This window comes from Candidatus Limnocylindria bacterium (genome assembly GCA_036523395.1).
Lineage (GTDB): Bacteria > Chloroflexota > Limnocylindria > P2-11E > P2-11E > CF-39.
Genome location: DATDEH010000039.1, coordinates 48468 through 70860, shown reverse-complemented (window position 1 = coordinate 70860; position 22393 = coordinate 48468). Strand labels below are relative to the sequence as shown.

31 protein-coding genes and 1 pseudogene are annotated in these 22393 nt (G+C 67.9%); 19 read left to right on the top strand and 13 right to left on the bottom strand.

Features of this window, described 5'->3' with window-relative positions:
* Window positions 1-368, bottom strand: a 368-nt coding sequence (gene erpA, locus VI056_04600; GenBank protein HEY6202302.1) for an iron-sulfur cluster insertion protein ErpA, incomplete at its 3' end; no start/stop codon positions are given.
* Between the two features lie 74 nt (window positions 369-442).
* Between erpA and VI056_04595 the strand changes: the two genes are divergently transcribed.
* The 3 genes from VI056_04595 to VI056_04585 all read left to right on the top strand — a co-directional run bounded on the left by VI056_04595 (window position 443) and on the right by VI056_04585 (window position 3094).
* Entirely contained in the window at window positions 443-805 is a 363-nt protein-coding gene (locus tag VI056_04595; GenBank protein ID HEY6202301.1) for a VOC family protein, read from the top strand.
* Window positions 802-2583: a DUF255 domain-containing protein gene (locus VI056_04590; protein ID HEY6202300.1), complete on the top strand. Its 1782-nt coding sequence runs from the start codon at window positions 802-804 to the stop codon at window positions 2581-2583. Before VI056_04595 ends, VI056_04590 begins: the two co-directional genes overlap by 4 nt.
* A gap of 247 nt (window positions 2584-2830) precedes the next feature.
* Window positions 2831-3094 (top strand): hypothetical protein, encoded by a 264-nt coding sequence (locus VI056_04585; GenBank protein ID HEY6202299.1) that lies wholly within the window; start codon window positions 2831-2833, stop codon window positions 3092-3094.
* On the opposite strand, the gene VI056_04580 is transcribed toward VI056_04585, so the two are convergent.
* A complete protein-coding gene (locus VI056_04580; protein ID HEY6202298.1) occupies window positions 3091-4263 on the bottom strand; it encodes an amidohydrolase family protein in 1173 nt (390 codons plus the stop codon). The two genes, VI056_04585 and VI056_04580, sit on opposite strands and share 4 nt — an antisense overlap.
* A 22-nt stretch (window positions 4264-4285) precedes the next feature.
* On the opposite strand from VI056_04580, the gene VI056_04575 reads away from it, so the two are divergent.
* Together VI056_04575 and VI056_04570 are read left to right on the top strand one after the other, a co-directional pair.
* Complete coding sequence (locus VI056_04575; GenBank protein HEY6202297.1) at window positions 4286-5533, top strand: alkaline phosphatase family protein; 1248 nt, start codon at window positions 4286-4288, stop codon at window positions 5531-5533.
* 23 nt (window positions 5534-5556) lie between these two features.
* On the top strand, window positions 5557-6000 hold the full coding sequence (locus VI056_04570) for a hypothetical protein (protein ID HEY6202296.1): 444 nt from the start codon (window positions 5557-5559) through the stop codon (window positions 5998-6000).
* On the opposite strand, the gene VI056_04565 is transcribed toward VI056_04570, so the two are convergent.
* From VI056_04565 to VI056_04550, 4 genes are read right to left on the bottom strand one after another with little or no spacing between them, the layout of a single operon-like run.
* Entirely contained in the window at window positions 5997-6365 is a 369-nt protein-coding gene (locus VI056_04565; GenBank protein HEY6202295.1) for a hypothetical protein, read from the bottom strand. The genes VI056_04570 and VI056_04565 overlap by 4 nt on opposite strands.
* The gene (locus tag VI056_04560; GenBank protein HEY6202294.1) at window positions 6362-7618 is read right to left on the bottom strand and encodes an ABC transporter permease; all 1257 of its coding nucleotides are present in this window, start codon (window positions 7616-7618) and stop codon (window positions 6362-6364) included. The genes VI056_04565 and VI056_04560 overlap by 4 nt, the downstream gene beginning before the upstream one ends.
* Window positions 7615-8298: an ABC transporter ATP-binding protein gene (locus VI056_04555; protein HEY6202293.1), complete on the bottom strand. Its 684-nt coding sequence runs from the start codon at window positions 8296-8298 to the stop codon at window positions 7615-7617. The genes VI056_04560 and VI056_04555 overlap by 4 nt, the downstream gene beginning before the upstream one ends.
* A complete protein-coding gene (locus VI056_04550) occupies window positions 8277-9002 on the bottom strand; it encodes an alpha/beta fold hydrolase (protein ID HEY6202292.1) in 726 nt (241 codons plus the stop codon). Before VI056_04550 ends, VI056_04555 begins: the two co-directional genes overlap by 22 nt.
* Before the next feature lie 29 nt (window positions 9003-9031).
* Between VI056_04550 and VI056_04545 the strand changes: the two genes are divergently transcribed.
* Both VI056_04545 and VI056_04540 read left to right on the top strand, forming a co-directional pair.
* Window positions 9032-9385 (top strand): cupin domain-containing protein, encoded by a 354-nt coding sequence (locus tag VI056_04545; protein ID HEY6202291.1) that lies wholly within the window; start codon window positions 9032-9034, stop codon window positions 9383-9385.
* Complete coding sequence (locus tag VI056_04540; GenBank protein ID HEY6202290.1) at window positions 9386-9775, top strand: hypothetical protein; 390 nt, start codon at window positions 9386-9388, stop codon at window positions 9773-9775. It abuts the gene before it with no gap.
* Here VI056_04540 and VI056_04535 read toward each other — a convergent pair.
* The gene (locus VI056_04535) at window positions 9772-10641 is read right to left on the bottom strand and encodes a M48 family metalloprotease (protein ID HEY6202289.1); all 870 of its coding nucleotides are present in this window, start codon (window positions 10639-10641) and stop codon (window positions 9772-9774) included. The genes VI056_04540 and VI056_04535 overlap by 4 nt on opposite strands.
* 137 nt (window positions 10642-10778) lie before the next feature.
* Between VI056_04535 and VI056_04530 the strand changes: the two genes are divergently transcribed.
* Together VI056_04530 and VI056_04525 are read left to right on the top strand one after the other, a co-directional pair.
* A complete protein-coding gene (locus tag VI056_04530; GenBank protein ID HEY6202288.1) occupies window positions 10779-12014 on the top strand; it encodes a TCR/Tet family MFS transporter in 1236 nt (411 codons plus the stop codon).
* Between the two features lie 20 nt (window positions 12015-12034).
* Window positions 12035-12172, top strand: a complete 138-nt coding sequence (locus VI056_04525) for a hypothetical protein (GenBank protein HEY6202287.1) — start codon at window positions 12035-12037, stop codon at window positions 12170-12172.
* Here the strand turns inward: VI056_04525 and VI056_04520 are convergent.
* The 5 genes from VI056_04520 to VI056_04500 are packed head-to-tail and all read right to left on the bottom strand — an operon-like array spanning window position 12169 to window position 16046.
* Complete coding sequence (locus VI056_04520; protein ID HEY6202286.1) at window positions 12169-12750, bottom strand: histidine phosphatase family protein; 582 nt, start codon at window positions 12748-12750, stop codon at window positions 12169-12171. The two genes, VI056_04525 and VI056_04520, sit on opposite strands and share 4 nt — an antisense overlap.
* Entirely contained in the window at window positions 12747-13607 is an 861-nt protein-coding gene (locus tag VI056_04515) for an ABC transporter permease subunit (protein ID HEY6202285.1), read from the bottom strand. The genes VI056_04520 and VI056_04515 overlap by 4 nt, the downstream gene beginning before the upstream one ends.
* A complete protein-coding gene (locus VI056_04510) occupies window positions 13607-14515 on the bottom strand; it encodes an ABC transporter ATP-binding protein (protein HEY6202284.1) in 909 nt (302 codons plus the stop codon). The genes VI056_04515 and VI056_04510 overlap by 1 nt, the downstream gene beginning before the upstream one ends.
* Window positions 14512-15525 (bottom strand): hypothetical protein, encoded by a 1014-nt coding sequence (locus VI056_04505; protein HEY6202283.1) that lies wholly within the window; start codon window positions 15523-15525, stop codon window positions 14512-14514. Before VI056_04505 ends, VI056_04510 begins: the two co-directional genes overlap by 4 nt.
* Window positions 15522-16046 (bottom strand): sigma-70 family RNA polymerase sigma factor, encoded by a 525-nt coding sequence (locus tag VI056_04500; protein ID HEY6202282.1) that lies wholly within the window; start codon window positions 16044-16046, stop codon window positions 15522-15524. Before VI056_04500 ends, VI056_04505 begins: the two co-directional genes overlap by 4 nt.
* Window positions 16047-16144: 98 nt before the next feature.
* Here VI056_04500 and VI056_04495 point away from each other — a divergent pair, with 98 nt between their 5' ends.
* The gene (locus VI056_04495; GenBank protein ID HEY6202281.1) at window positions 16145-16576 is read left to right on the top strand and encodes a hypothetical protein; all 432 of its coding nucleotides are present in this window, start codon (window positions 16145-16147) and stop codon (window positions 16574-16576) included.
* On the opposite strand, the gene VI056_04490 is transcribed toward VI056_04495, so the two are convergent.
* On the bottom strand, window positions 16573-16911 hold the full coding sequence (locus tag VI056_04490) for a hypothetical protein (GenBank protein HEY6202280.1): 339 nt from the start codon (window positions 16909-16911) through the stop codon (window positions 16573-16575). The two genes, VI056_04495 and VI056_04490, sit on opposite strands and share 4 nt — an antisense overlap.
* A gap of 94 nt (window positions 16912-17005) precedes the next feature.
* On the opposite strand from VI056_04490, the gene VI056_04485 reads away from it, so the two are divergent.
* The 9 genes and pseudogenes from VI056_04485 (at window position 17006) to VI056_04445 (ending at window position 22354) form a co-directional block, all read left to right on the top strand.
* Window positions 17006-17443, top strand: a complete 438-nt coding sequence (locus VI056_04485; GenBank protein HEY6202279.1) for a hypothetical protein — start codon at window positions 17006-17008, stop codon at window positions 17441-17443.
* Window positions 17440-17625: a hypothetical protein gene (locus tag VI056_04480; protein ID HEY6202278.1), complete on the top strand. Its 186-nt coding sequence runs from the start codon at window positions 17440-17442 to the stop codon at window positions 17623-17625. The genes VI056_04485 and VI056_04480 overlap by 4 nt, the downstream gene beginning before the upstream one ends.
* Window positions 17622-17795 (top strand): phage tail protein, encoded by a 174-nt coding sequence (locus VI056_04475; GenBank protein HEY6202277.1) that lies wholly within the window; start codon window positions 17622-17624, stop codon window positions 17793-17795. Before VI056_04480 ends, VI056_04475 begins: the two co-directional genes overlap by 4 nt.
* 131 nt (window positions 17796-17926) lie before the next feature.
* Window positions 17927-18205: a hypothetical protein gene (locus VI056_04470; GenBank protein HEY6202276.1), complete on the top strand. Its 279-nt coding sequence runs from the start codon at window positions 17927-17929 to the stop codon at window positions 18203-18205.
* Between the two features lie 12 nt (window positions 18206-18217).
* Window positions 18218-18694: an SRPBCC family protein gene (locus VI056_04465; GenBank protein HEY6202275.1), complete on the top strand. Its 477-nt coding sequence runs from the start codon at window positions 18218-18220 to the stop codon at window positions 18692-18694.
* Window positions 18646-19137 (top strand): response regulator, encoded by a 492-nt coding sequence (locus tag VI056_04460; protein HEY6202274.1) that lies wholly within the window; start codon window positions 18646-18648, stop codon window positions 19135-19137. The genes VI056_04465 and VI056_04460 overlap by 49 nt, the downstream gene beginning before the upstream one ends.
* Before the next feature lie 27 nt (window positions 19138-19164).
* Window positions 19165-20352, top strand: coding sequence for a glycine C-acetyltransferase (locus VI056_04455; GenBank protein HEY6202273.1), 1188 nt, complete (start codon window positions 19165-19167; stop codon window positions 20350-20352).
* Window positions 20352-21380: an L-threonine 3-dehydrogenase gene (gene tdh / locus VI056_04450; protein HEY6202272.1), complete on the top strand. Its 1029-nt coding sequence runs from the start codon at window positions 20352-20354 to the stop codon at window positions 21378-21380. The genes VI056_04455 and tdh overlap by 1 nt, the downstream gene beginning before the upstream one ends.
* Window positions 21381-21493: 113 nt before the next feature.
* Window positions 21494-22354, top strand: a pseudogene (locus VI056_04445) (alpha/beta hydrolase).
* Window positions 22355-22393 lie beyond the last annotated feature (39 nt).

Here is a 22393-nt window from a genome sequence, read left to right as displayed (position 1 = left end):
GCCGTCTTGAACGACTGCCCGCAGCCGCAGCTCGAAACGGCGTTCGGGTTGCGAAGCGCGAAGCCGCCGCCCATGAGCGCATCCACGAAGTCGATCTCGGAGCCCTTGAGGTACATCGCGCTCATCGGGTCGACGACGATGCGAACGCCGTCGGTCTCAACGAGCGTGTCGTCCTGCTCGCGACCTTCCGCGAACGTCATCCCGTACGAAAAACCGGAGCAGCCGCCCGGCGTGACATACACACGGAGGGCGAGATCGGCGCGGCCTTGCTTCGCGATGACTTCCTTGAGCTTGTCCGTCGCGCGCGCGGTCATCGTGACGACCGGCTGGTCGATCTGCGCGCCGGTGTCCTGTTGCTCGATGGCCATTCAGTGCGTCCCCTTTTGGCTGTTCGGTCCGACCACATGATAGCCGACCCACTGCGCTCACTACACTCGATTTCGTGCCCATTTCGCTCCATCACGCGCAGGTGTTCTACCCGCCTGGCGAGGAAGCACAGGCACGCGATTTCTATGGAAAATCGCTCGGTCTGGACGAGATCCATCGCCCGGAAACGCTCGCGGATCGCGACGGGATCTGGTACTCCGCACCACCCGGACACGTGCACCTGTCGGCCGACCTGGACCTCGGTCTGCACCCACGACGCCACTTCGCCCTACGCGTCGATGACCTCGAGGCGATGCGCAAGCGTTTGCGCGAACGCGGCGCTCGTTTCGAGGAAGCGACGCCGATCCCAGGGTGGCGACGCTGCTATGTCTTCGATCCGTTCGGCAACAAGATCGAGCTGGACGAGATCCCGGAGTGAGCGAGTTCCGCTTCTCGCCGAGGCCCAACCGCGCCAGCGAGATCCAGTGGCGCGCGTGGGGCGACGCCGCGTTCGAAGCGGCGCGCGAGCAGAACAAGCCGGTGCTGCTCGCGATCAGCGCGGTGTGGTGCCACTGGTGTCACGTGATGGACGAGACCAGCTACAGCTCTGGCGACATCATCAAGGTCATCAACGAGAAGTTCGTGCCGGTCCGCGTCGACAACGACGAGCGGCCCGACGTGAACCGCCGCTACAACATGGGCGGCTGGCCGAGCACGGTCTTCCTCACACCGGAGGGCGAGATCATCCACGGCGGAACGTACGTCCCGCCGGAGCAGATGTGGCAGACGCTCAACGGTGTAGACGAGGTGTGGTCCACCAAGCGCGAGGAGATCACACAGCGTGTCGTAGAGCTGCGGGCGCAGGAGTCGGAGGCGCGCAAGTCAAAGACCGGCGAGCTCTCGACGGACATCGTCGACACGGTGGCAGCGCTCGTCCGCGGCCAGTACGACCCGCAGTTCGGCGGCTTCGGTCGCTCTCCGAAGTTCCCGCAGGTCCGGCTCATCCGCTTCCTGCTCGACGAGTACCGCCGCCACGGCTATCCCGACATCGCGCACATGCTCCACAAGACGCTTGGAGCGATGGCCGCGAGCGGCATGCACGACAAGATCGAGGGCGGGTTCTTCCGCTACGCGACGACACGCGAGTGGGAGGTCCCGCACTACGAGAAGATGCTCGAGGACAACGCGGAGCTCCTCGCGGTCTATGCGGAAGCGCATCGCACGTTCCCGCAGGCGGGATACGACGCCGTCGTGCGCGACGTCGTCCGCTGGATGGACACGGTCCTGTGGCGCGATGACGTGAAGGCATTCGCCGGATCGCAGGACGCCGACGAGGTCTACTACGAGCTGGACGCCGCCGGCCGCGAGAAGCACGGCGCGCCGTTCGTCGACAAGACGGTCTACACGGGTTGGAACGCCCTGGCCGTGTCCGCCTACGTCGCCGCTGCCGCGGCGCTCGGCGATGAGACGATCGAAGAGCGCGCGCATCAGGTGGTCCGCTCGATCGCGTCGCGGATGCGCGTGGCGCCAGACGGTCGGCTCATGCACTTCGACCGTGGCGACGGCCCGCAGGTCGCCGATCTCCTGAGCGACTGGGCCGCGTTCCTCCAGGCGGCTCTCGACGAGTACGAGACCGGCAAGCATCTCGGCGCTCTCGGCGGCGCTGTGGAGGCCGCGACCGCGATACGCGACCGGCTCGAGGACGCCGCGGACGGTGGCTTCTTCGATGCGCCAGAGCGCGCCGAGCCGGGGCGCGTCGCGCTCCGCGAGAAGCCGATCGAGGACAACGCGATGGCCGCGGATGGACTCATGCGCCTCGCCGCGCTCACCGGCGACGATCGGTGGCGCGAGATGGCGGTGCGCGCGCTGCGCTCGTTCGTCGGCTCATATCGCGGCTGGGGCCAGTTCGCGTCGTCCTATGCGAACTCGATCGCGCGGGCGCTCACCGAGCCGCTCGCGATCACCGTTGTCGGTCCCAAGGGCGATGCGACCGCGAACGCGCTCTGGGGCGCTGCGCGCTCCGTCGACGACCCGGCACGCAGCGTCCAGCGGATCGTTCCGAATGAGGACGGCGCGCGCCTCGCGCAGCTCGGTTTCCCATCGGAGCGCACCGCGGCATACGTCTGCATCGGTACGGTCTGCTCCGCGCCGCTCGGCGACGAGGTTTCGCTCCGCGAAGAGCTCGAGCGTGCGCACGCTCGGTTGGAGCGCGTCTAGCCGCGCGGGCACACCCGATGTCCGCCCATCGCGCGAATAGGATGGCCGCGTGACTCGCCTCCTACTCTGTGTTGCGCTGCTTGGCGTGTCTTGCGTTCCACTGGGCGCGTCGCCGTCGCCGAGTCAGCGCTATCCGAACTACCAGTACGTACTACAGGTGCCGACGAAGCCGGTGAGCCCGAGCCAGAGGTTGATCCTCACGTGGGAACCGCAGCTCGCAACGGAGCCATCGTCCAGCCTGTCCGAAATGCAGCTCTGCGTGGCGCTGTTCGGCCCCTGGGAATCGGTCGAGGCCCTCAAGAGGGCGGCACAGCTCGACTCGAGGCCTTCCTGTCCGCCGGCCGGTGCGGTTGCGACGAGCGCGACGCTACGCACGACTACCAACAGTGGCGCTCGGATGGCCACGGATCTCCTGGTGCCGTCGGCGCCTGGTTTCTACAACCTGCTACAGATCTCGATCTTCAGTGCGGGTAATACGACGAGCGCAGGTTCTGTCCTCGAGGTCCGTTAGACCGGCGCTCCGCGTACCCACACCGCCTTTAGCTGCTGCAGCACCGCGAGGTCCCTCAGCGGGTCGCCGTCCACGAACACCAGGTCCGCCCACGAGCCGGCTTCGATGCGTCCCGCCTTCGGCCGACCGACGACATCCGCGGCGACCCGTGTTGCCGCGGCGAGCGCCTCCGTTCGTGAGAGTCCGGCCTCGGTGAGGTAGACCAGCTCGAGCGCGAAACGCTCGTGCGTGTTGAACGGCGTGCCCGCGTCGGTCCCGGCGGCGATCCGCACGCCCGCCTTGTGCGCGGCGCGGACTCCCTCTTGGTGCTTCGTCGCGACGACCCGCGCCCGTTCCATGACGCGCGCCGGAAGCTTGCTGCTGTTGTCGAGGATGCGGCGCAGAGCCGAGAACGTCGGCACCAGCGCGACGTCCTTCGCCTTGATCAGCTGGATCGTCTGCTTATCGAGCAGCGTCGCATGTTCGATGGAGTCGACGCCGGCGTCCGCTGCGATGCGCATGCCCTCGGCCCCATGCGCGTGCGTGGTGATCCGGATGCCGGCGCGGTGGGCTTCGTCGACAGCCGCGCGCGTCTCCTCGGGCGTGTATGCCGCGAGCTCGGGACCCGCGCCTTCGCCCAGCACGCCGCCGGTCGAAAAGAGCTTGATGACGCTCGCGCCGACGGCCACCTGCTCGCGCGTGGCACCGCGGACCGCGTCCGCTCCGTCCGCGATGCGGCTGAGCTCCAGGCCATGGCCACCGGTGATCGTGATGCCGCGCGCGGCGGCGATGATGCGCGGGCCCTCGAGCGCGCCGCGCTCTATCTGTTGCGCGAGCTCGATGACCATCGAACCGTTGGCGCCGAGATCGCGCACGGTCGTCACACCGCTGCGTACCGTGAGGCGCGCGTTGCGAAACGCCTTCAGGGCCGCGGCGGCCTCGGTCTGCCGGGTCTCGGCGTCGAAGTCGGCGCTGCCGTCGAGTGTGAGATGCGAGTGGCAGTTGATGAGTCCCGGTACGGCGAAGGCGCCTCCGGGCTCCGCCGATCGCGACTTCTCGCCCTTCGGCGTCTTCGGCGTGCGCGAGCGCTTGCCGACCCACGTGATTTCGCCGTCCTCGATGACGATCGCCGCGTCGGAGATCGTGCTCGTGCCATCGAAGAGGCCGTCGATCTCGAAGACCGTGCGCATCGCGTGGCAGTATCGTCCACCGATGCCGCACCCGCTCGTCGAGCGTCTTCGCGCGCGCGGATTCGTCATGCCCGACTACGACGGCGGGGGACTCCTGAACCTTCCAGCGACCGTCCTCGACGTGCTCGGCGCGCGAGAGTCCGGCGACGCGCCCGCGCTCACGGGCCTCGATCCGGCGCTGCGCGAGGGAGTGCGGCAAGTCGTCGTCGTCCTCGCCGACGGCCTCGGCTGGTGGCAGCTCGAGATGTTCTGCGATCAGGGCGACACGCCGTTCCTCGCGGAGCTGCGCGATCGGGCGCGCAGACGCGAACGAGCCCAGCTCATCGAGGCGACGACGGTCTTCCCGTCAACGACCGCGGCGGCGATCACGACGATGAACACCGCGCGAACGCCTCTCGAGCACGGCAACATCGCGTACTTCCTGTGGCTCGAGGAGTTCGCCGAGGTCACCGCGATGCTGCGGTGGGGACCGGCGATCATGCGTCGCGGGTCGTACTTCGACGATCCGTTGATCGATCCGGGCCGCTACGTCCAAGTGCCGTCGATCCACGCCCGCCTGCGCGAGCGCAGCATCCCATCGCACCTCGTCGAACCGGAGGTCTTCCGGTCGGAGGCGATGACGCGGATGCACGCGGCCGAGGCGAGCTTCGTCGGCTATGTGTTGCCTTCGTCGATGGGCGTGCGCCTTCGCGCGCTCGTCGACCACGCGCCGCGCCCCTCCTACGTGTACGCGTACTGGTCCGGCATCGACACGGTCTCTCACCTCTATGGACCGCGCAGCGAGGAGGCCGCGATGGAGGCCGCGCTCTTCGATCTCGACCTTCGTCGCGCGCTCGGGCACCGACGCGCCGGCGACACGCTCGTGTTGCTCACCGCGGACCACGGGCATGCGACGACGGATCCCGACAAGATGCTCGACATGGTCGGCGACGAAGAGCTCCGAGCCCTGCTTCGCAATCCGCCCGCCGGCGAGCCGCGTCTGGTGTTCCTGCACACCGATCGGCCGGTGTTGGTCCGTGAGTACATCGATCGGAGATGGCCCGGTCTGGTGACCGTCCTCGATCGCGACGAGCTCATCGACGCCGGACTCTTTGGGCGCGGCGACCCGAAGATTGCGCGCCGCCGGATCGGTGAGGTCGTCGCGCTCCTCGACCGCGACCTGTCGGCGTCGATCGTGAAGGTCGAGGGTCAGACGATCCGGCACCGCGGATCGCATGGCGGGATGACCGCCGATGAGATGCGGATCCCGATCCTCGCGTGGCGAGCCTGAGCACGCTCACCTAGGATTCGCGAGTGGCCACGACGTCGTATCTCGAGGCGGTCTCGGGCGGAATGGTCGCCGCCGCGGCGTTCAGCGACGACGATGCGGCGGTGCAGGCGGTGACGCTGCTCAGCGGATCGGGCGTCCGGGAGCAGGACATCTGCGTGCTCGCGAGCAACTCGCAGCGCGCGGAGCTCGTCGCCGGCGGTCGCGCGTGGCTGTCGGGGAAGGGCTGGGGCGGACTTCGTTATCGCCTTCGTAAGCTTTTGCCCGGCGGGATCATCCCGCGAGACATTCGCAGGCGCTACGCGAAGGCGCTGGGTGAGGGAAAGATCGTGGTCGTCGCCGCCGCCGACGGGCAGCCGCCGGACACGATCGCCGCACTGCTGCATCAGGCGCGCGGCGAGGCCGTCGACCAATGGTGGCAGACGCCGACTTACATCTTCGCGCCGCCGGAGCTCGCGGGTCCGTTCTAGCCCGAGAACATCCCACGCTCGTGTCTGAGCCGCGGCGGCACAACGATCTTGGGCCAGTTCAAGTACCACACCGTGTTGATGAGGACGAACACGATCAGCAGACCCGCGCCGAACGTGATCGCGAACGGCAGGGACTCTGGCGGACGCGCTGGGGTGAATGGGAGAAGGGCAGTGCCGATCGCGATGATCCACGCTTCAACCACCGCAAGCAGATATGTGCGTCGAAATGCTCGCCACGCTTCATCGCCGAAGAGCCACCAGGATTGCCGTTGATCGAAGGTGCTGAGATCGCCGCGCCAGTAACGGGGCAGCAAGACGGTCCAAAGCGCGGCTCCTGCCAGTCGGACGAGATTGAGCGCGGTCACTCGTATCTGAGAGCGCTCAGCGCGCTCATCCGCATCGCGCGGCGCGACGGCAGGAATCCAGCGATGAGACTTACGAGGAGGGCGAGGGCCATCGCGCCAAGCGCGAGCGGCAGGTCGACGACAAAGATCGGCGCGGGGTTCGATTGCGGGTTGAGGTTGCGGATCACGAGCTCGATCGCGCGTCCGCCGAGGACCCCGAGCGCGAGGCCGATCACGCCGCCGAACACACCGACGAGGGCCGCCTCCGCGAGGAACAGCGAGCGGATATCGCGCGGTGACGCGCCGACCGCCTTCATGATCCCGATCTCGCGCGTGCGCTCGAGCACGGCCATGACCATCGTGTTGGCGATACCGATCGCCGCGACGAGGAGCGCGACGCCGCCGATGCCGGCGAGGATCCCGCGGAACACGCCGAAACCCTTGTCGATCTGCTCGATGACCTGCTTTAGCGAGAACGCGCTGAAGCCGAGCTCCTGCACGGACTTCACGACCTCTGCGACGTACTGGGAATCCTCGGACTCGATCGCGACGCCGCTGTAGCCCGTGTTCTGGCGTACCAAGTCGGGTGTGAGCCCGCGGTTCTCCGCGCCAGCAAGCAGCGCGTCGTCGAGCGGGATCCTGACCGACGTCTGCGACGCCTGTTCGTCGAAAACGCCGACGACCGTGACGATGTAATCGCGCGGTGTTCCGCTCCCGCTGATGCGCGTGCTGCCCAGCTTCACCGCGCCGCCGAGCCGCAGGGTCAGCTTCCTGCCGACGGCCGCGTCGGGCGTCGCTGCGACGAGGCGTGCGAGGTTGCCCGGGATCACGGCCACGGCGTGCTCGTTCGGTTCGAGGTGCCGGCCGGCGAGAAGGTCGCCGCGATCGACCGGGGCGCCGGCCTCGATCCCCTGCGGACGGATCGCCGCGTCCTCGCCACCCTCGAGCAGCGTTCCGAGCGGCGCGTCGTACTGCCGGTAGACGGATTGCGCGTGCGGGATCGCCTTGAACTTCGCGACATGGTCATCGCCGATGGTGCGCGGCACGGCGGACAGCCCGGTCGCACCCGGTTGGAATGGCTGCACCGTGACGAGCCGCAGGTCGCCAATGGAGAAGATCGAGCGCTTCACGTTGTCCTCGGCGCCCGTCGCGAGCGCGATCAGCAGCACCACGAGCGCCGTGCCGATCGCGACGCCAAGCGTCGTGAGCGTCGAGCGCAGCCGCGAGCGCGTGTAGTTGCCGAACGCGAGATCGAACAGATCCGATGCTCTCAATTCACGATCCGTCCGTCGCGCATGCGCACGACGCGCTGCGCGTGCGAGGCGATGCCGGCGTCGTGCGTGACGAGCACGACGGTCTGCCCGCGGGCATGCAGCTCCTCGAGCACCGCGAGCAGCGCCTCCCCATTCGCGCTGTCGAGGTTGCCGGTCGGCTCATCGGCGAGCAGCAGCGATGGCTCCGTCACCAGGGCGCGTGCGATCGCCGTTCGCTGCATCTCGCCGCCCGAGAGCTGGCTCGGGCGATGATCCGCGCGCGGCCCCATGCCGAGACGATCGAGTACCGCGCGCGCGCGTTCGAGGCGCTGTTCGCGCGGGATACCCGCGAACACCAGCGGAAGGGCGACGTTCTCGACGACGCGGTAGCGGGGAAGCAGGTTGAAGGCCTGGAAGATCATCCCGACCTTCTCGCGCCGGTAGCGTGCGAGAGTCACCTCGTCCATGGCCGAGAGATCCACCCCGTCGACGAAGACGTTCCCGCCGGTCGGGCGCTCGAGGCCGGCCAGTATGTTCAGCAGCGTCGACTTGCCCGACCCGGACGGCCCCATCACCGCGAGGAACTCGCCCCGCCGCACCTCGAGCGTCACGCCGTCCAGCGCCGAGACCGCTGTGGCGCCCGTGGGATACACACGCGCGACATCCGTCGCGCGGACGATCACGCCGTCCGTCGAAGCCATGCGCGAAGTGCGGCCTCGAATGCCGTGGGCGCCTCGATGTTCGCGATGTGTCCGGCGCCGGGGATGATGCTGAGCGTCGCGCCCGGGACCCGATCGCTGATCACCTGCGACATCGCGAGCGGAGTGATCTCGTCCTCCTCGCCGACGACGACCGCGGTCGGAACGTCGATCGTCGGCAGATCGGGTCGGCTGTCCGGGCGGTTGGCCATCGCGATGCTTGCCTGCGCGACGCCATCGGGCGTCTGACCACGGATCATCTTCAGGAGCGGATCCCAGTGAGGCGAACCCTTGCGCAGCCAGGGTGGTGGCGTCTTCAGCAGCGCCTCGATCCCGTGCTGGCGGATGAGCGCCGCGAGACGCAGACGCTTCTCGCGCGCGTCCTCCGTATCTGCCTCGGCGCGGGTGTCGGCCAGAAAGAGGCGCTCGACGCGGTCGCGGTGGCGGCGCCACAGCGCGAACGCGACATAGCCGCCCATCGACAGGCCGGCGACCGCCGCGCGCTCGATCCGCGCTGCATCCATTGCGGCGACGAGGCTGTCGGCGTAGTCGTCCATCGAGGCGTCACCGCGCGGCACAGCGGTCCCGCCGAATCCCGGGAGCGAGGGCGCGATGATCGGATCGGCCGCGTCGCGCAGCGCGCGGACCTCGTGTCCCCACATCGCGCCACTGAGCGGGAAGGCGTGGATGAGCACCAGGGCGGTCACCGCGCTCCAGTTTGCGCCAGAATCGATGCGTGCGGGTGATCCGCGTCACCAAGGCCGGACGCGAGCGGTCCGACAATCCCATCTTCGTCGGCGAGGTCGATTACCAGACCGCCGTCGGCGAGGAGAGCCGTGACCTCCGCCTCTCGGAGGTGCATTTCAAGAACGGCGCGGTGAACAAGCCGCATGTGCACTCGACCGACCAGATCCTCGTCATCACCGAAGGTGAGGGCCTTGTCGCGACCGACGACGAGCGCCACGATGTCTCGGCGGGCGACGTCGCGTTCATCCCGGTGAACACCAAGCACTGGCACGGGGCCCGGCCCGGCAAGAGCATGACGCACTGGTCCATCCTCGGGAACGGCAAGACGACGATCGTCGATTAGATGACGGGCCAACGCTTCGTCGTCGCCGCCGGAGTAATCGGCCTGGCCATCCTCACCGTCGTCCTCGTGCTGAGCAGCCTCGCGACGATCCACAGCGCCCGGATCATCAGCTTCCAGCACACCGGCGATGCGCGAAAGATCGTCGTCAACATCGTGACCGGCCTCGGGACCGAGATCGCGGAGCGCACCGTGAAGGAGGACGCGCAGACCGTCACCGTCACGGTGAACCTGCGACAGAGCCCCGGCACGTATCCGGCGATCGCGTTCTACCTCCCGGTCGTGGTCTCGCTCAAGGACCCGCTGGGCGATCGCCGTGTGCTCGATGCGGATGGCACCCCAGTGCGCGACCTCGGCAACTACATCGCGCCGGGAACGACTCCGCTGCCCTAGAACTGCGCCGGCAGCTCCGCGCCCGCCATCTTCTCGAGCCGCGCGATGCGATCCGCGATCGGTGGGTGCGTCGCGAAGAGTCCGCCGAGCCCGCCTGGCAGCAGCGGCTGCACGATGAAGAGCGGCGCGACCGACGGATTCACGGGAAGCGGGATCTTCTTGCTGTACGAATCGAGCTTGCGCAAGGCCGACGCGAGTGCGAGGGGATCATGTGACAGCTCGGCGCCCTGGTCGTCCGCGCCGTACTCGCGCGAGCGACTCACTGCGAGCTGCACCAGCGCCGCCGCCAGCGGCAGCAGGACGATGCCGAGCAGCAGCCCGATCATCCCGAGCCCGCCGGAGTCGCGACGGTCACGGTCTCCACCACCCATCCACATCGACCACTGCGCCATCTGAGCCATGTAACTGATCGCTCCAGCGACCGACGCGACGACCGCCATGACGAAGGTGTCCCGATTTCGCACGTGCCCGAGCTCATGAGCGAGGACGCCGGTGAGCTCGCGTTCGTTGACTATTTCGAGGATGCCTCGTGTCACTGCGACCACCGCGTGCTGCGGGTCGCGGCCGGTTGCGAACGCGTTCGGCGCCGGCTGATCGATCACGAAGATGCGCGGCGTCGGAAGGGCCGCGGTCTCGGCGACGCGGCCGACGATGCGATACAGCTCCGGCGCCTCGGCTTCGGTCACCGGCTTCGCGCCGGCGAACGACAAGGCGATGCGGTCGCTGAACCACCACGTCCCAAAATTCATGACCATCGAGATGAGCAATGCGGGGAGCACCGCGGACGGGCCGAAGAACAGGCGTGCTCCGGCAATGAGGATGACCGTGAGGAGCGTGAGGAGAGCGACGACCTTGATCGTGTTCATTTCGAAGTAACTACCTCGCATACCGGGTGCCGCGTTTCAAGATGGCACCTGTTACCGATGTTACTTGGTAAGTTGTTGAACATGTCGTTCGACACACTGACGCGCGCGCCTGAGCTGACCTTGAGAGAATGCCGCGTGTGATCACGAAGACGCGCGCGGCGTTCATGTTCATCTTCATCACAGTCCTACTCGACATGGTCTCGTTCGGGATCATCATCCCGGTGTTCCCGCAGCTCATCCTGAAGCTGCAGGGCGGCGACATGGCGGGCGCAGCGGCGATCTTCGGAATCTTCGGGACAGCGGGCGCGCTGATGCAGTTCATCTTCTCGCCGGTGCAGGGCGCGCTCTCCGACCGATTCGGGCGCCGTCCGGTGATCCTGCTCTCCAACCTCGGCCTTGGTCTCGACTACATCGTCATGGCTGTCGCGCCGACCATCCCCATCCTGTTCCTCGGTCGCCTTGTCTCCGGCGCCACCTCGGCGTCGTACAGCATCTCCGGCGCGTACGTCGCCGACGTGACACCGCCGCAGGAACGGGCCGCGCGCTTCGGCTTGCTCGGCGCGGCCTTCGGCATCGGGTTCATCGTCGGCCCCGCGATCGGCGGTCTCCTCGGCGCGGTCGATCTGCGCGCGCCGTTCTGGGCCGCGGCGGCGCTGTCGATCGCGAACTTCGTCTACGGCGCGCTCATCCTTCCCGAGTCCCTACCCGCGGACCGGCGCAGCCCGTTCCGGCTCCACGCCGCGAACCCCATCGGCGCGGTGCGCTTCCTCGGCTCTCGACCGGTGCTGATGTCGCTCACGGTCGCGATGCTCTTCGCGTTCCTCGCGCACGACGCGATCCCGAACACCTGGGTCCTCTACACCACGTACCGGTTCAGCTTCGACGAGCGAGCCATCGGCGTGTCACTCGCGATCGTCGGCGCGGCGAGCCTTCTCGTGAATGGTTTCCTCGTCGGTCCGGTTGTGAAGCGGCTTGGCGATTTCAACGCGCTCCTCACGGGGCTCGGATTCGGCATCACCTCTGAATTGCTCTTCGCCTTCGCGCCCACGACCTGGCTGCTCCTGGGCGCGCTGCCGATCTACTCGCTCGCCGGACTCTCCGGCGGACCGTTCCAATCGATCGCGACACGCGAGGTGCAGCCGAACGAGCAGGGCCAGCTGCAGGGCGCGCTGACGGCGCTGCGATCGATGGTCACGCTGGTGACCCCCGGGCTCTACACCGGGACCTTCGCGCTGTTCGTCGGCCCGCTTGCGGGACTCGGCCTGCCCGGCGCGCCCTATCTCCTCGCGGCGATCCTCATGGCCGCGACCACCGTGCTCCTGATGCGCTCGGCCACAACGCTGCGATCGCCAGCGGCAGCCCGCCCTTCTTGATGTCGAAGGTCGTCGCGATCATGTCTATGTCGCTCGACGGCTTCGTCGCCCACCGGAGTGATGGCGTGGGAACGCCAGCGGTCCTTGGCAACCCGACGGTGATCCCGGGCGTCGGCGTCACGCACCTGCGCTACCCAGTGCGCAAGCACGGAAGCTAGATCGACGCGACGACCTCGATGATCCGGTAGTTCGGCAGCTCGAGCGCGATGTACGAAGGCAGCCCGAGCGAAGCCCAGAGCTCCCTAGCGTCCACATGCGAACGCTTGGCGACGAAGAGCGACATCACGGTCCCGTGGGTCACGATGACGACGTCGCCGTCGCTGGCGTTCTCACTGATCACACGATCGACGGCGGCCGTGAATCGCGTGAGTGCCGCAGATGCGGACTCGCTCCCGAACACGACCTGGTCCGGATGCGCGAACAGATCGCGCATGCGCGCCTCGAACACTTTGCGCTCGAGGAAGCCGGCGGCGCGGCGGTCGTGCTCGTGAAGCCCATCCACCGTCGAGAACGGCAGCCGCAGGCGTTCAGCGATGATCGAGCCGGTCTGCGTCGCCTTCGGCTCGGTGCTCGCCACGATCCTCTCCGCCGTGTAGCGGGCGCGGACGAGGCGTTCGGCCAACACGACAGCAGCCGCCTCGCCTTCGGGATGCAGACGCCACTCGTGCGCCGGTGTCTCGACATCCACTTGAGGCACCGCGTGCTTGACGAGGATCAGGTGCCGGTCGCGGATCACAGCTCTTTCCGCATGAAGCTCCAAACAGCGAGCCCGAGCATCCCGGTGATCCAGATGACGGACCATGCGACATACGCGGGAGGCGGTGGGTCTGCCGCGAAGAAGGGATTCGCAGCCGCCGCGGCGCCGGCTGCGCGCGACGCGGCGATGAGCGACGCGGGCTCGAGGCTCCACACCGCGCCGCGCCAGAGGCCATCGGTCGGCAGGATGAGCTTCGATGCGGTCCCGACGTGCGTGAGGGTCGCGTTCTCGAACACGAGGCCGATGCCGCCCACGATGCCGCCCATCCAGGCGAGTCCCCAGATGATGAGTCCGCTCACGCCACCGACCATGCCGGCGAAACGCGTGGAGAGGAGCAGCGACAGCGTGACGAGGACGATGGCCTCGCCGATCACGAATGCGAGGAACTCGATCGGGTGCGGTGCGGAGTATCCGACGACGAACTGCACGAGCACCATCTGCACGGTGGCCGCGGGCACCGCGTAGATGAGGACCGTCGCGACGAGGCCGAGCCACTTGCCGACGACGTACTCGAGCCGCGTGATCGGACGCGCGAGCAGTGCGAGCGTGATCCCGGACTCGACCTCGGCAGAGATCGCGGGCGAAGCCGCGAACACGGCCGAGAACGCGAGCACGAAGCTGAACATGAACATCACCAGGATCAGGAACTGCGAAGCGATCGCGGCGATCTCGACCGCCGTCATCGGCCGCCCGCGTGAGTCACCGAGGCTCGGGATGCGCGAGAAGCCCCAGGTCGTGAGCGAGATGACCACGACCGTGAGGAGCAGCAGCACGAGGAAGAGTCGACGCCGCAGCAGCTCCTGAAGCTGAAGTCGCGCGATGGTGAGTGCGAGCATCAGTTGGGCTGTCCGAGAAGGCGGAGGAAGCGGTCCTCGAGCGACTCATGCCGAGGCTCGACCGCGTAGACATGACCGCCCAGCCGCACGATCTCGGCGACGATCTCAGGCACACGTTCGCCGTCGATCCCGCGTATGACCAGCCAATCGCCTTCGTCGTCGAGCCGCCCGTGGCGCGCCAGGCCCGTTCTTGCCGCGCGATCGAGGCCCGTTGCGCGGATGCGCACGGTGTCGCCGCCGAGGAGCTCATCGAGCGTGCCCTCCGCGACGACGCGGCCGCGATCGACGATCGCGACGCGGTGACAGACCTGTTCCACCTCGCTCAACAGGTGCGAGTTGAGGAAGACCGTCGTGCCGCGCTCGCCAAGCCCGCGGATGATCTCGCGCACGTCGTGGCGGCCGACGGGATCGAGCGCGCTGGTCGGCTCGTCGAGGACGACCAGGTCGGGTGCGCCGAGGAGCGCGACACCGAGACCGATCCGCTGCTGCATCCCCTTGGAGAACGTCCCGACACGACCCGATCCGCGATCGGAGAGCCCGACGATCGCGAGCGCGTCTTCGATCTCGCGCTGCCACGCCGCGCGGTCGATACCCGCGAGCTCGCAGTGCAGCGCCAGGACCTCGCGCGCGGTCAGCCAGGACTGGTAGCGGAACAGCTCGGGGAGGTACCCGACGCGGCGGAGCGCCTCGCGGTCGCCGATCGGCGCGCCGAGGACCTCCGCGTCACCTGACGTCGGCGGCGTCAGTCCGAGCAGGAGCTTCACCGCGGTCGTCTTGCCCGCGCCGTTCGGTCCGAGGAACCCGAAGATGTCGCCGCGCGGGATGGTCATCGTCAGACCGGCGAGCGCGTTGATGCTCCCGTACCGCTTCGTCAGCTCCTGGGTGCGGATCGCGGGCGCGTCGATCAATGGAGCGAGTTTGCCACCGCCAGGACCTGCTGTTCCGTGAGTGCTCCAGCCACGCCGTAGACGATCCCGTCCTTCTGCCAGATCAGTGCGCTGCCCAGGCCGGTCGAATCACCGACGAAGATGCCCTCAACGCCCTGAACGGTGATCTTCTTCGAGGTGGCCATGTCGACCGGGATCGGGACCGGAAGCGTGCTCGAGGGATCCTTGATCGCGCGGATCTGCGCCGCGAGCTGCGGCGAGATGCCCGGCTGCGCCAGCAGATAGTTCTGGAGCTGATCGACGGTCACGCCATCGGACTGCACCACCGGGGGCCTACCCTGCGCGACGATCAGCTTTGGCATGGCCGAGAACGGGCTTGCCCCGGATGCACCGGTCGCCCCGGACGCACCGGTCGTGCTCGTGCCGTCGTCGTAGAACGCGACGACCGCGGGTCCGCCGGTGATGAAAAGCTTGCTCCCGTCGATGTTCGCCGGCATCGGCGGTGGTGTGCGTTTCTGCGCAGCGGCCGCCTGCGTGGTCTTCGCGGCGCTGAAGGTGAAGGTCGCCGTTGTCTTCGGCATGACTCCGTAGCGCGGCGCGCCAACGCCCGCTGGCAGATTCCCGGGAGTCAGCACGGTCATGCCGCTCTCACGCGCCGCCGTGCGGATGTCGGGCACGTCGTAAGGCCGGGGCTGCTCCGTCCAGGTCAGCGTCCCGTACGCGCCAAAGCTCGAGGCACTGCTCAGGTCTGTGGAGGTGATCGGCACCGCCACGAGCTGCTTGGGCTCGAAGATCGTGAGGATCGTCTCGGCGAGGCCGCTCAGCGTGAGCAGCGTCGCGACGAGCGCGACCGTCGCTGCCGCCGCGAGTCCACGGACCCAGATGTTCACCGCGACCCGGCGTGGCGCGGACGCGCCTCGACTCACCGGTGCGATGCGTTCAGCATCGACGCGCGCGCGCAGTCGCGCGAGCGCCCGCTCCGTATCGACCTTCGCCTCTGTGACCGAAAGCATTTCCTCTATGTCACTCATTTCGTGACCTCCTTGCGGAACGCGTCCTCGGCTCGGCGAAGCAGCGTTCCGATACTCGACTGCCGGAGCCCGAGCGCGGCCGCGATCTCCTCATAGCTGAGCCCGCTGTAACGAAGGACCAGAAGCGCGGCGCTGCGGTCCGGAAGACGCCCGAGCGCCGCGCGGACCTCGGACCTGGTCTCGGCCGTCTCTGCGGCCTGCGCGGGATCCGGTACCTGCGTGTCGCGGCGCAGCGCCTCGACCGCATCCCGCTTGCCGCGTCGCTCGCGCGAGCGCAGGACGTTGAGTGCGGTGTGCGCGGCCGCGGCGTAGAGCCACGGCGCGGCGTAGTGCGCTTCCGCGGGATGCTTGCGATAGAAGGACACGAAGACGTCCTGTGCGACGTCCTCCGCCTCATCGGCGTCGGCGACCACGCGCTGAGCGATCGCGACCACCCTGGCGTACTCCTTCCGGAAGAGCTCTTCGAAGGCCGGCGGCAAGCCCTGGCCCGGGACCGTTCCCAGACGCAGACGCTCAGCCACTTCCATCTCTTCCTTCAAAGCACCGCCGGGCCGCCAAATGTGACGGACAGAGCCGATTGTCTCGCACTGCCACCAGGACCCGGCTAGGCTTCCCCGCCGTGGACGTCGCCGTCGGAATCATCGTCGTGCTCTTTCTGATCCTCGTGGGGATCACGCTCGCGGGAAGGTCGCTGCCCGTGGCGCACGTCGCCAGCCGAAGCGCGACGTTCCGCCGTCCCGCAGAGGATGTGTGGGCCGCGATCAACGATCCGTCGCTGCTGTCCTCGCGCGGGGTGGGGGACGTGAAGTTCGAGACGATCGAGACCCGTCCGCCGGCGCGACTTGTCCGCCGTGTCGTCGGGGAGAAGGACTTCGGCGGCACGTGGACAAGCGAGATCGCGGCCACGTCCGAAGGAAGCACGCTGACGATCACGGAGAACGGCGAGATCTACAACGCGTTCTTCCGCTTCGTTTCTCGCTACATCGTCGGCCACCACCGCACGATCGATGGCACGATGGCCGCGCTGCGAAAGCGGTTCGGAGAGAGCTAGCGGACGATCACCACGGCCAGGGCTTTGGCCTGGATGGGGTAGGACATCGCGGCCGGTCCATCGAACCAGACCTCGACCTGCACACCGGGAATGAGCTCGCGCGCGGTCGCCGCGACGTCGCCGCCCTGAGCACGACGGGTGATCCGCGTTCCGCTCGTCACCGCGACGGAAGCCTTCGCGCCGCCGGTCGGCGTCGAAGGGTCGGACTCGACGAGCACCGAGACGCCGTCGGTGCGCCCGCTCACGCTGGTCACGATGCCGGCGATGTCCGCGACGCGATCGGTCGCACCGCCGCCGCAGGCGGAGGCGACGAGCAGCGTGAGGGCGAGGAGCATCGGGCGCATGCCAGTAGGACGAGCGGACTGGCACTCTGGTTCCACGCCGTGCCACGCTACAGAGGTGCTGATCCGCGAGCAGCCCGCTACCGAATTGACAGTCGCCACACGGATCCTGGCCCGCGCCGACGCCCTCGCGCCAGAGGGACGCATCACGCTGCGACTGAGTGACGTTCTCTACGTCGGCGGCCGCGGCGTCGCGAACCACACCATGACCCCGTACGACGTCGTGTCGATCCTGCTGGCCGATGGCTCTCCGCTGCTCGGCACGCCGCCGGACGACATCGACGAGTACATCGCCGCGCATCGCGCCGCGCCGCATGCCGAAAGCACCGGCCGCGGTCCGGACGGCGTCATCGTCGCCGCGCCGTCGCTGCGAGCGTGCGCGCTCCTGCTCCTCGCCCGCCGCCGCGGTGAAGACGGGCCGGACGCGAACACCCTCGAGCGCGTGTGGGAAGAGCTGGTCTCGGACGCGCGCGTTGCCGGCGCGCTCATCGGCGCCTTCCCGACGGAGGACGCGACGCCGGGGTGAGCCCGGGCTCTAGTCTCTCCGCCACGCGGCTGGTCCTCGGGACCGCGGCTTCCGGAGCGCCCGCGCGCAACGATGAGATCCGTCTCTCGGCGCTCCAGGTCGCGATCACGTTCGACGGCATGCCGACCGCGTTTTTCCGTTCCGTCTCGGGTCTCAGCATCGAGATCGAGGTCGTCGAATGAAGTACCCGAACCTCGTGCTCAAGCAAGGCTTCAGCGGGGCCAGCGAGCTGCAGAAGTGGGCGTTCCGGATCGCCGCAGGGCAGTTCGAGCACAAGAACGCGACGATCGTCATCTCTGATCAGAGGAACCAAGTCATCGCGCGCTACTCGCTGACGAATGGCTTCCCATGAGGGCTGCGGCTGGTCACGGACCCGTAGACCCGGGCCCGTCTCAACTCTGACGGGCCTCCGCGGGGGGGCGCTTGGTCGTTCTGCGGCCAAGCGCACCGCGCTGTGGCGCCGGAGTTGCAGTCGAAACGGCTGTGGACTGGATCGGGGCCATCCTGGAGCGCATCCGCACGATGGAGTGCCCAGCCTGCGGCGCACGACTCGCCAGCTGCGCGGTACACGGCATCACGGCCGAGCCTCAGACGCTCGTCGTGAAGCTCGCATGCACCGTGTGTGGTGAGTCAAGCGTCGCGATCGTCGAGCGCGAAGACGGAGTGAAGACGCCGGCCTTCACGAAGGACGACGTCCTCGACGCGCACGACTTCCTCCAGACCTGGCGAGGTCCGGTCGCCGAGCTCATCAATACCGCGTAGAAGGAGATAGACATGGCACGCATCGAGAAGGACATCGTTGTCGATGTTCCCGCCACCGTCGCGTACGACCAGTGGACGCAGTTCGAGTCATTCCCCGAGTTCATGGAGGGCGTCAAGGAAGTCATCCAGCTCGACGAGAAGCGCCTCCGCTGGCACGCCGAGATCGCTGGCAAGGATGAGGAGTGGGAGGCCGAGATCACCGACCAGGTCCCAGACCGCCACATCGCGTGGCACAGCGTCACTGGCGCGATGAACGCCGGATCCGTGACGTTCCAGCCGAAGGGCGATGGCCAGGCGAAAGTGACCCTCGAGCTCACCTACGAGCCGCGCGACGCGACCGAGAAGGTCGGAGACGCGCTCGGTTTCCTGGAGCGCCGCGTGGGCGGCGACCTCGAGCGGTTCAAGAAGTTCGTCGAGTCGCGCGGCGCGCCGACCGGCGCGTGGCGTGGCGAGATCCACGGCAGTCGCGTCGAAAAGGGTTCCAACTAAGCATCTGGCGATGCGGAGCGGTGGCCCAGGAGCCACCGCTCCGCCGCGCTGCTATCGTCCGACCGAGGGTGCTCACTGTTCTCGTTGCCGACGACTCCAACCACATGCGTGAACTTGTCCGTATCACGCTGTCGAGTCAGGGGTGGCGCGTCGTCGAGACCGGCGATCCCGGCGTGGTGCCGGAGCTCGTGAAGACGGCGAAGCCCGATGTGGTTCTGCTCGACGTGACATTCGAGGGCTTCAAGCCGGATGGTTTCGATGTGTGCCGCACGCTGAAGGGCGACGCGTTGACCCGGGATGTCCCGGTCGTCATGCTCAGCGCCCACGACAAGGCCGCCGACGTGGCCGAGGGCCGCGCGGTGGGGGCGTCCGATTACCTGCTCAAGCCGTTCGGCCCGATCGAGCTCATCAACGCGATCAAGAAGGTGCTCGCCCTCACCTGACCGAGGCGTGCCATGATGCTGGCCGCGATGGATCAGCGCTTCCTCGACTTGGTCCGCGACCAGATCGCCTCGATCCGCGAGAGCGGTCTCTACAAGAAGGAACGCGTCATCAGCTCGCCGCAGGGCGCGGAGATCGCGGTGCGGCCGGATCTCGAGGTCATCAACTTCTGCGCCAACAACTACCTGGGCCTGTCCGACGATCCCAAGGTGCTGGCCGCGGCGCATGCGGCGCTCGATCGCTGGGGCTACGGCATGTCGTCCGTTCGCTTCATCTGCGGCACGCAGGACATCCATAAGGAGCTCGAGGACCGGCTCACGCGCTTCCTCGGCACGGAGGACACGATCCTGTACGGCTCGTGCTTCGACGCGAACGGCGGCCTGTTCGAGACGCTGCTCGGGGACGAAGACGCGGTGATCAGCGACGCGCTGAATCACGCCAGCATCATCGACGGCGTTCGTCTGTCGAAGGCGAAGCGCTTCCGATACGCGAACAACGACATGGCCGACCTTGAGCGCCAGCTGACGGAAGCGGCGTCGTGCCGTTTCAAGCTCATCGCGACCGACGGCGTGTTCTCGATGGACGGGATCGTTGCGAACCTTGGAGCGATCTGCGATCTAGCGGAGAAGCACAAGGCCCTGGTGATGGTCGACGACTCGCATGCCGTTGGCTTCATGGGCGCGCACGGCCGCGGCTCGCACGAGGCGCGCGGCGTCGTCGGTCGCGTCGACGTGCTCACCGGCACGCTCGGCAAGGCCTTGGGAGGAGCCTCGGGTGGATACACCAGCGGTCGGCGCGAGATCGTCGAGCTGCTCCGCCAGCGCAGCCGGCCGTATCTGTTCTCGAACACGCTCGCGCCCGTGATCGCCGCGACCTCTATCGCCGTGCTGGACCTGATCGAATCGGCCGGCGAGCTTCGGGAGCGGCTGTTCGCCAACGCGTCGCGCTTCCGGAGGGGCATGACGGCGAATGGCTTCAGGCTCGTCCCGGGCGAACATCCCATCGTTCCGGTGATGCTCGGCGACGCGAAGCTCGCGAGCGCCCTGGCGGACGGGCTGCTCGCCGAAGGCATCTACGTCATCGCCTTCTCGTTCCCGGTCGTGCCGCAGGGTCAGGCACGCATCCGCGTGCAGCTCTCGGCGGCGCACACGCCCGAGCACGTCGAACGCGCGGTCGCAGCGTTCGCGAAGGTCGGTCGCGCACTCGGGGTCATCTAATGCGCGCGCTCGTGAAGAGCCGCGCGGAGCCAGGCATCTGGCTCGAGGATGTGCCGAAGCCGGCGATCGGTCCCAACGACCTGCTCGTGCGTGTCCACTACACGTCGATCTGCGGCACGGACCTGCACATCTTCAACTGGGATCCCTGGGCGCAGAAGACGATCAAGGTGCCGCTCGTCATCGGTCACGAGTTCGAGGGCTCCGTCGCGGAGATCGGCAGCGAGGTGACCGGTTTCGAGGCGGGCCAGCGCGTGGCCGTCGAGGGCCACGTCACGTGCGGGCACTGCCGGAATTGCCGCGCCGGGCGCCGTCATCTCTGTCGCAACGCGGTCGGGATCGGCGTGCAGCGGCCGGGTGCGTTCGCGGAGTACATCGCCGTCCCTGCGGCGAACGCGTACGTGCTGCCGCCGGGGATGCCCGACGAGATCGGCGCATGCCTCGACCCGCTCGGGAACGCCGTGCACAGCGCGTTGTCCTTCGAGCTTGCGGGCGAGGACGTGCTCATCACCGGCGCGGGTCCGATCGGCGTCATGGCCGCCGCGGTGTGCCAATTCGTCGGCGCGCGCCACGTCGTCGTCACCGATCGCAACCAGTACCGGCTCGCTCTCGCGCGGCGTCTCGGCGCGACGCTGGCAGTGGACTACACGACGACGACGCTGGACGCGGTCATGAAGGAGCTCGGCATGCTCGAGGGATTCGACGTCGGTCTCGAGATGTCCGGCAGCCCCGACGCCCTGCGCGGGATGCTCGCGTTCATGAACAACGGCGGCCGCGTCGCGCTGCTCGGGATCCCGAATCAGGAGATCCCGATCGCCTGGGACCAGGTGATCTTCCGCGGGCTCACCCTCAAGGGCATCTACGGGCGCGAGATGTTCGAGACGTGGTACCGCATGGGCACGATGCTGCAGAGCGGGCTCGACATCACAGCCGTGATCACGCATCGCTTCGCGGCCAAAGAGTTCGCTCAGGCGTTCGAGGTCGTCCGCTCGGGTCAGTGCGGCAAGGTGGTCCTCGACTGGACCGCCTGACCCCGGATTTCACGCACCGCTAACACCTTGGCGTCACACCACCCGGGCCGGCGCCGTATGAACGGTGTGAAGCGAACGCTCCGCCTGGCGCTCGTGACCGTCATCCTCGCAGCCTGCGGCGGCTCGGCGGCGACGGTGTCGAAGGCGCCGTCGGCCACGCCGGTGCCGAAGCCGCAGATCCAGACCGTGACGTACTGCACCGACGGCGGGAAACCACTGGCGATGGACGTCTCGCTCCCTTCGCCGCAGCCGGCCGCGCCGGTGCCGGCCGTGATGTACGTGCATGGCGGAGGCTGGGAGAAGGGCAGCCGCCTCGGTGGTGGGTTCCTCGAGCAGCTGCGGCCGCTGCTCAACGCGAAGGGCTTCGTCGTCGCGTCCATCGACTATCGTCTCGCACCCTCCGAAAAGTGGCCCGCGCAGATCGTCGACGCCAGTGCGCCGTGCGATATCTCCGATCACACGCGTCGACCTACGGCATCGACGCGCAGCGGATCGGTGCCTGGGGTGGCAGTGCGGGAGGACACCTGGTCAGCCTCATGGGTACCGCGGGCGTTAGCGCGGGCTTCGAAATGGGCGAGTGGGCGAGCGAATCGAGCCGGCTTCAGGCCGTCGTCGATCTCTTCGGACCCGCCGACCTCACCGCATCCGCGTGGCCGAGCGACGCGACTCGGGTCATCACCGATGTATTCGGCGCGGCTCCGGGAGGCGCGAGTGACACGCTGAGCAGGGCGAGCCCAGTGACGTGGATCTCGAGCGACGATCCGCCGTTCCTCATCCTGCAAGGGGACGCGGATCAGACCGTGCCGGCGTCGCAATCGCAGGAGTTCGCCGCCAAGCTGCAGGCCGCGGGCGTGACCACATCGCTGGTGATGGTGCACAGCGGTCCACACGGCCTCGCGAATCCGAGGGAGCAGCCGTCGCCGGACCAGCTGGTCATGATGATCGTCGATTTCTTCGCACGCACGCTCGGCTGACACGCCACCGCGGACGCCGACGCCGTTGCGCCTAACATC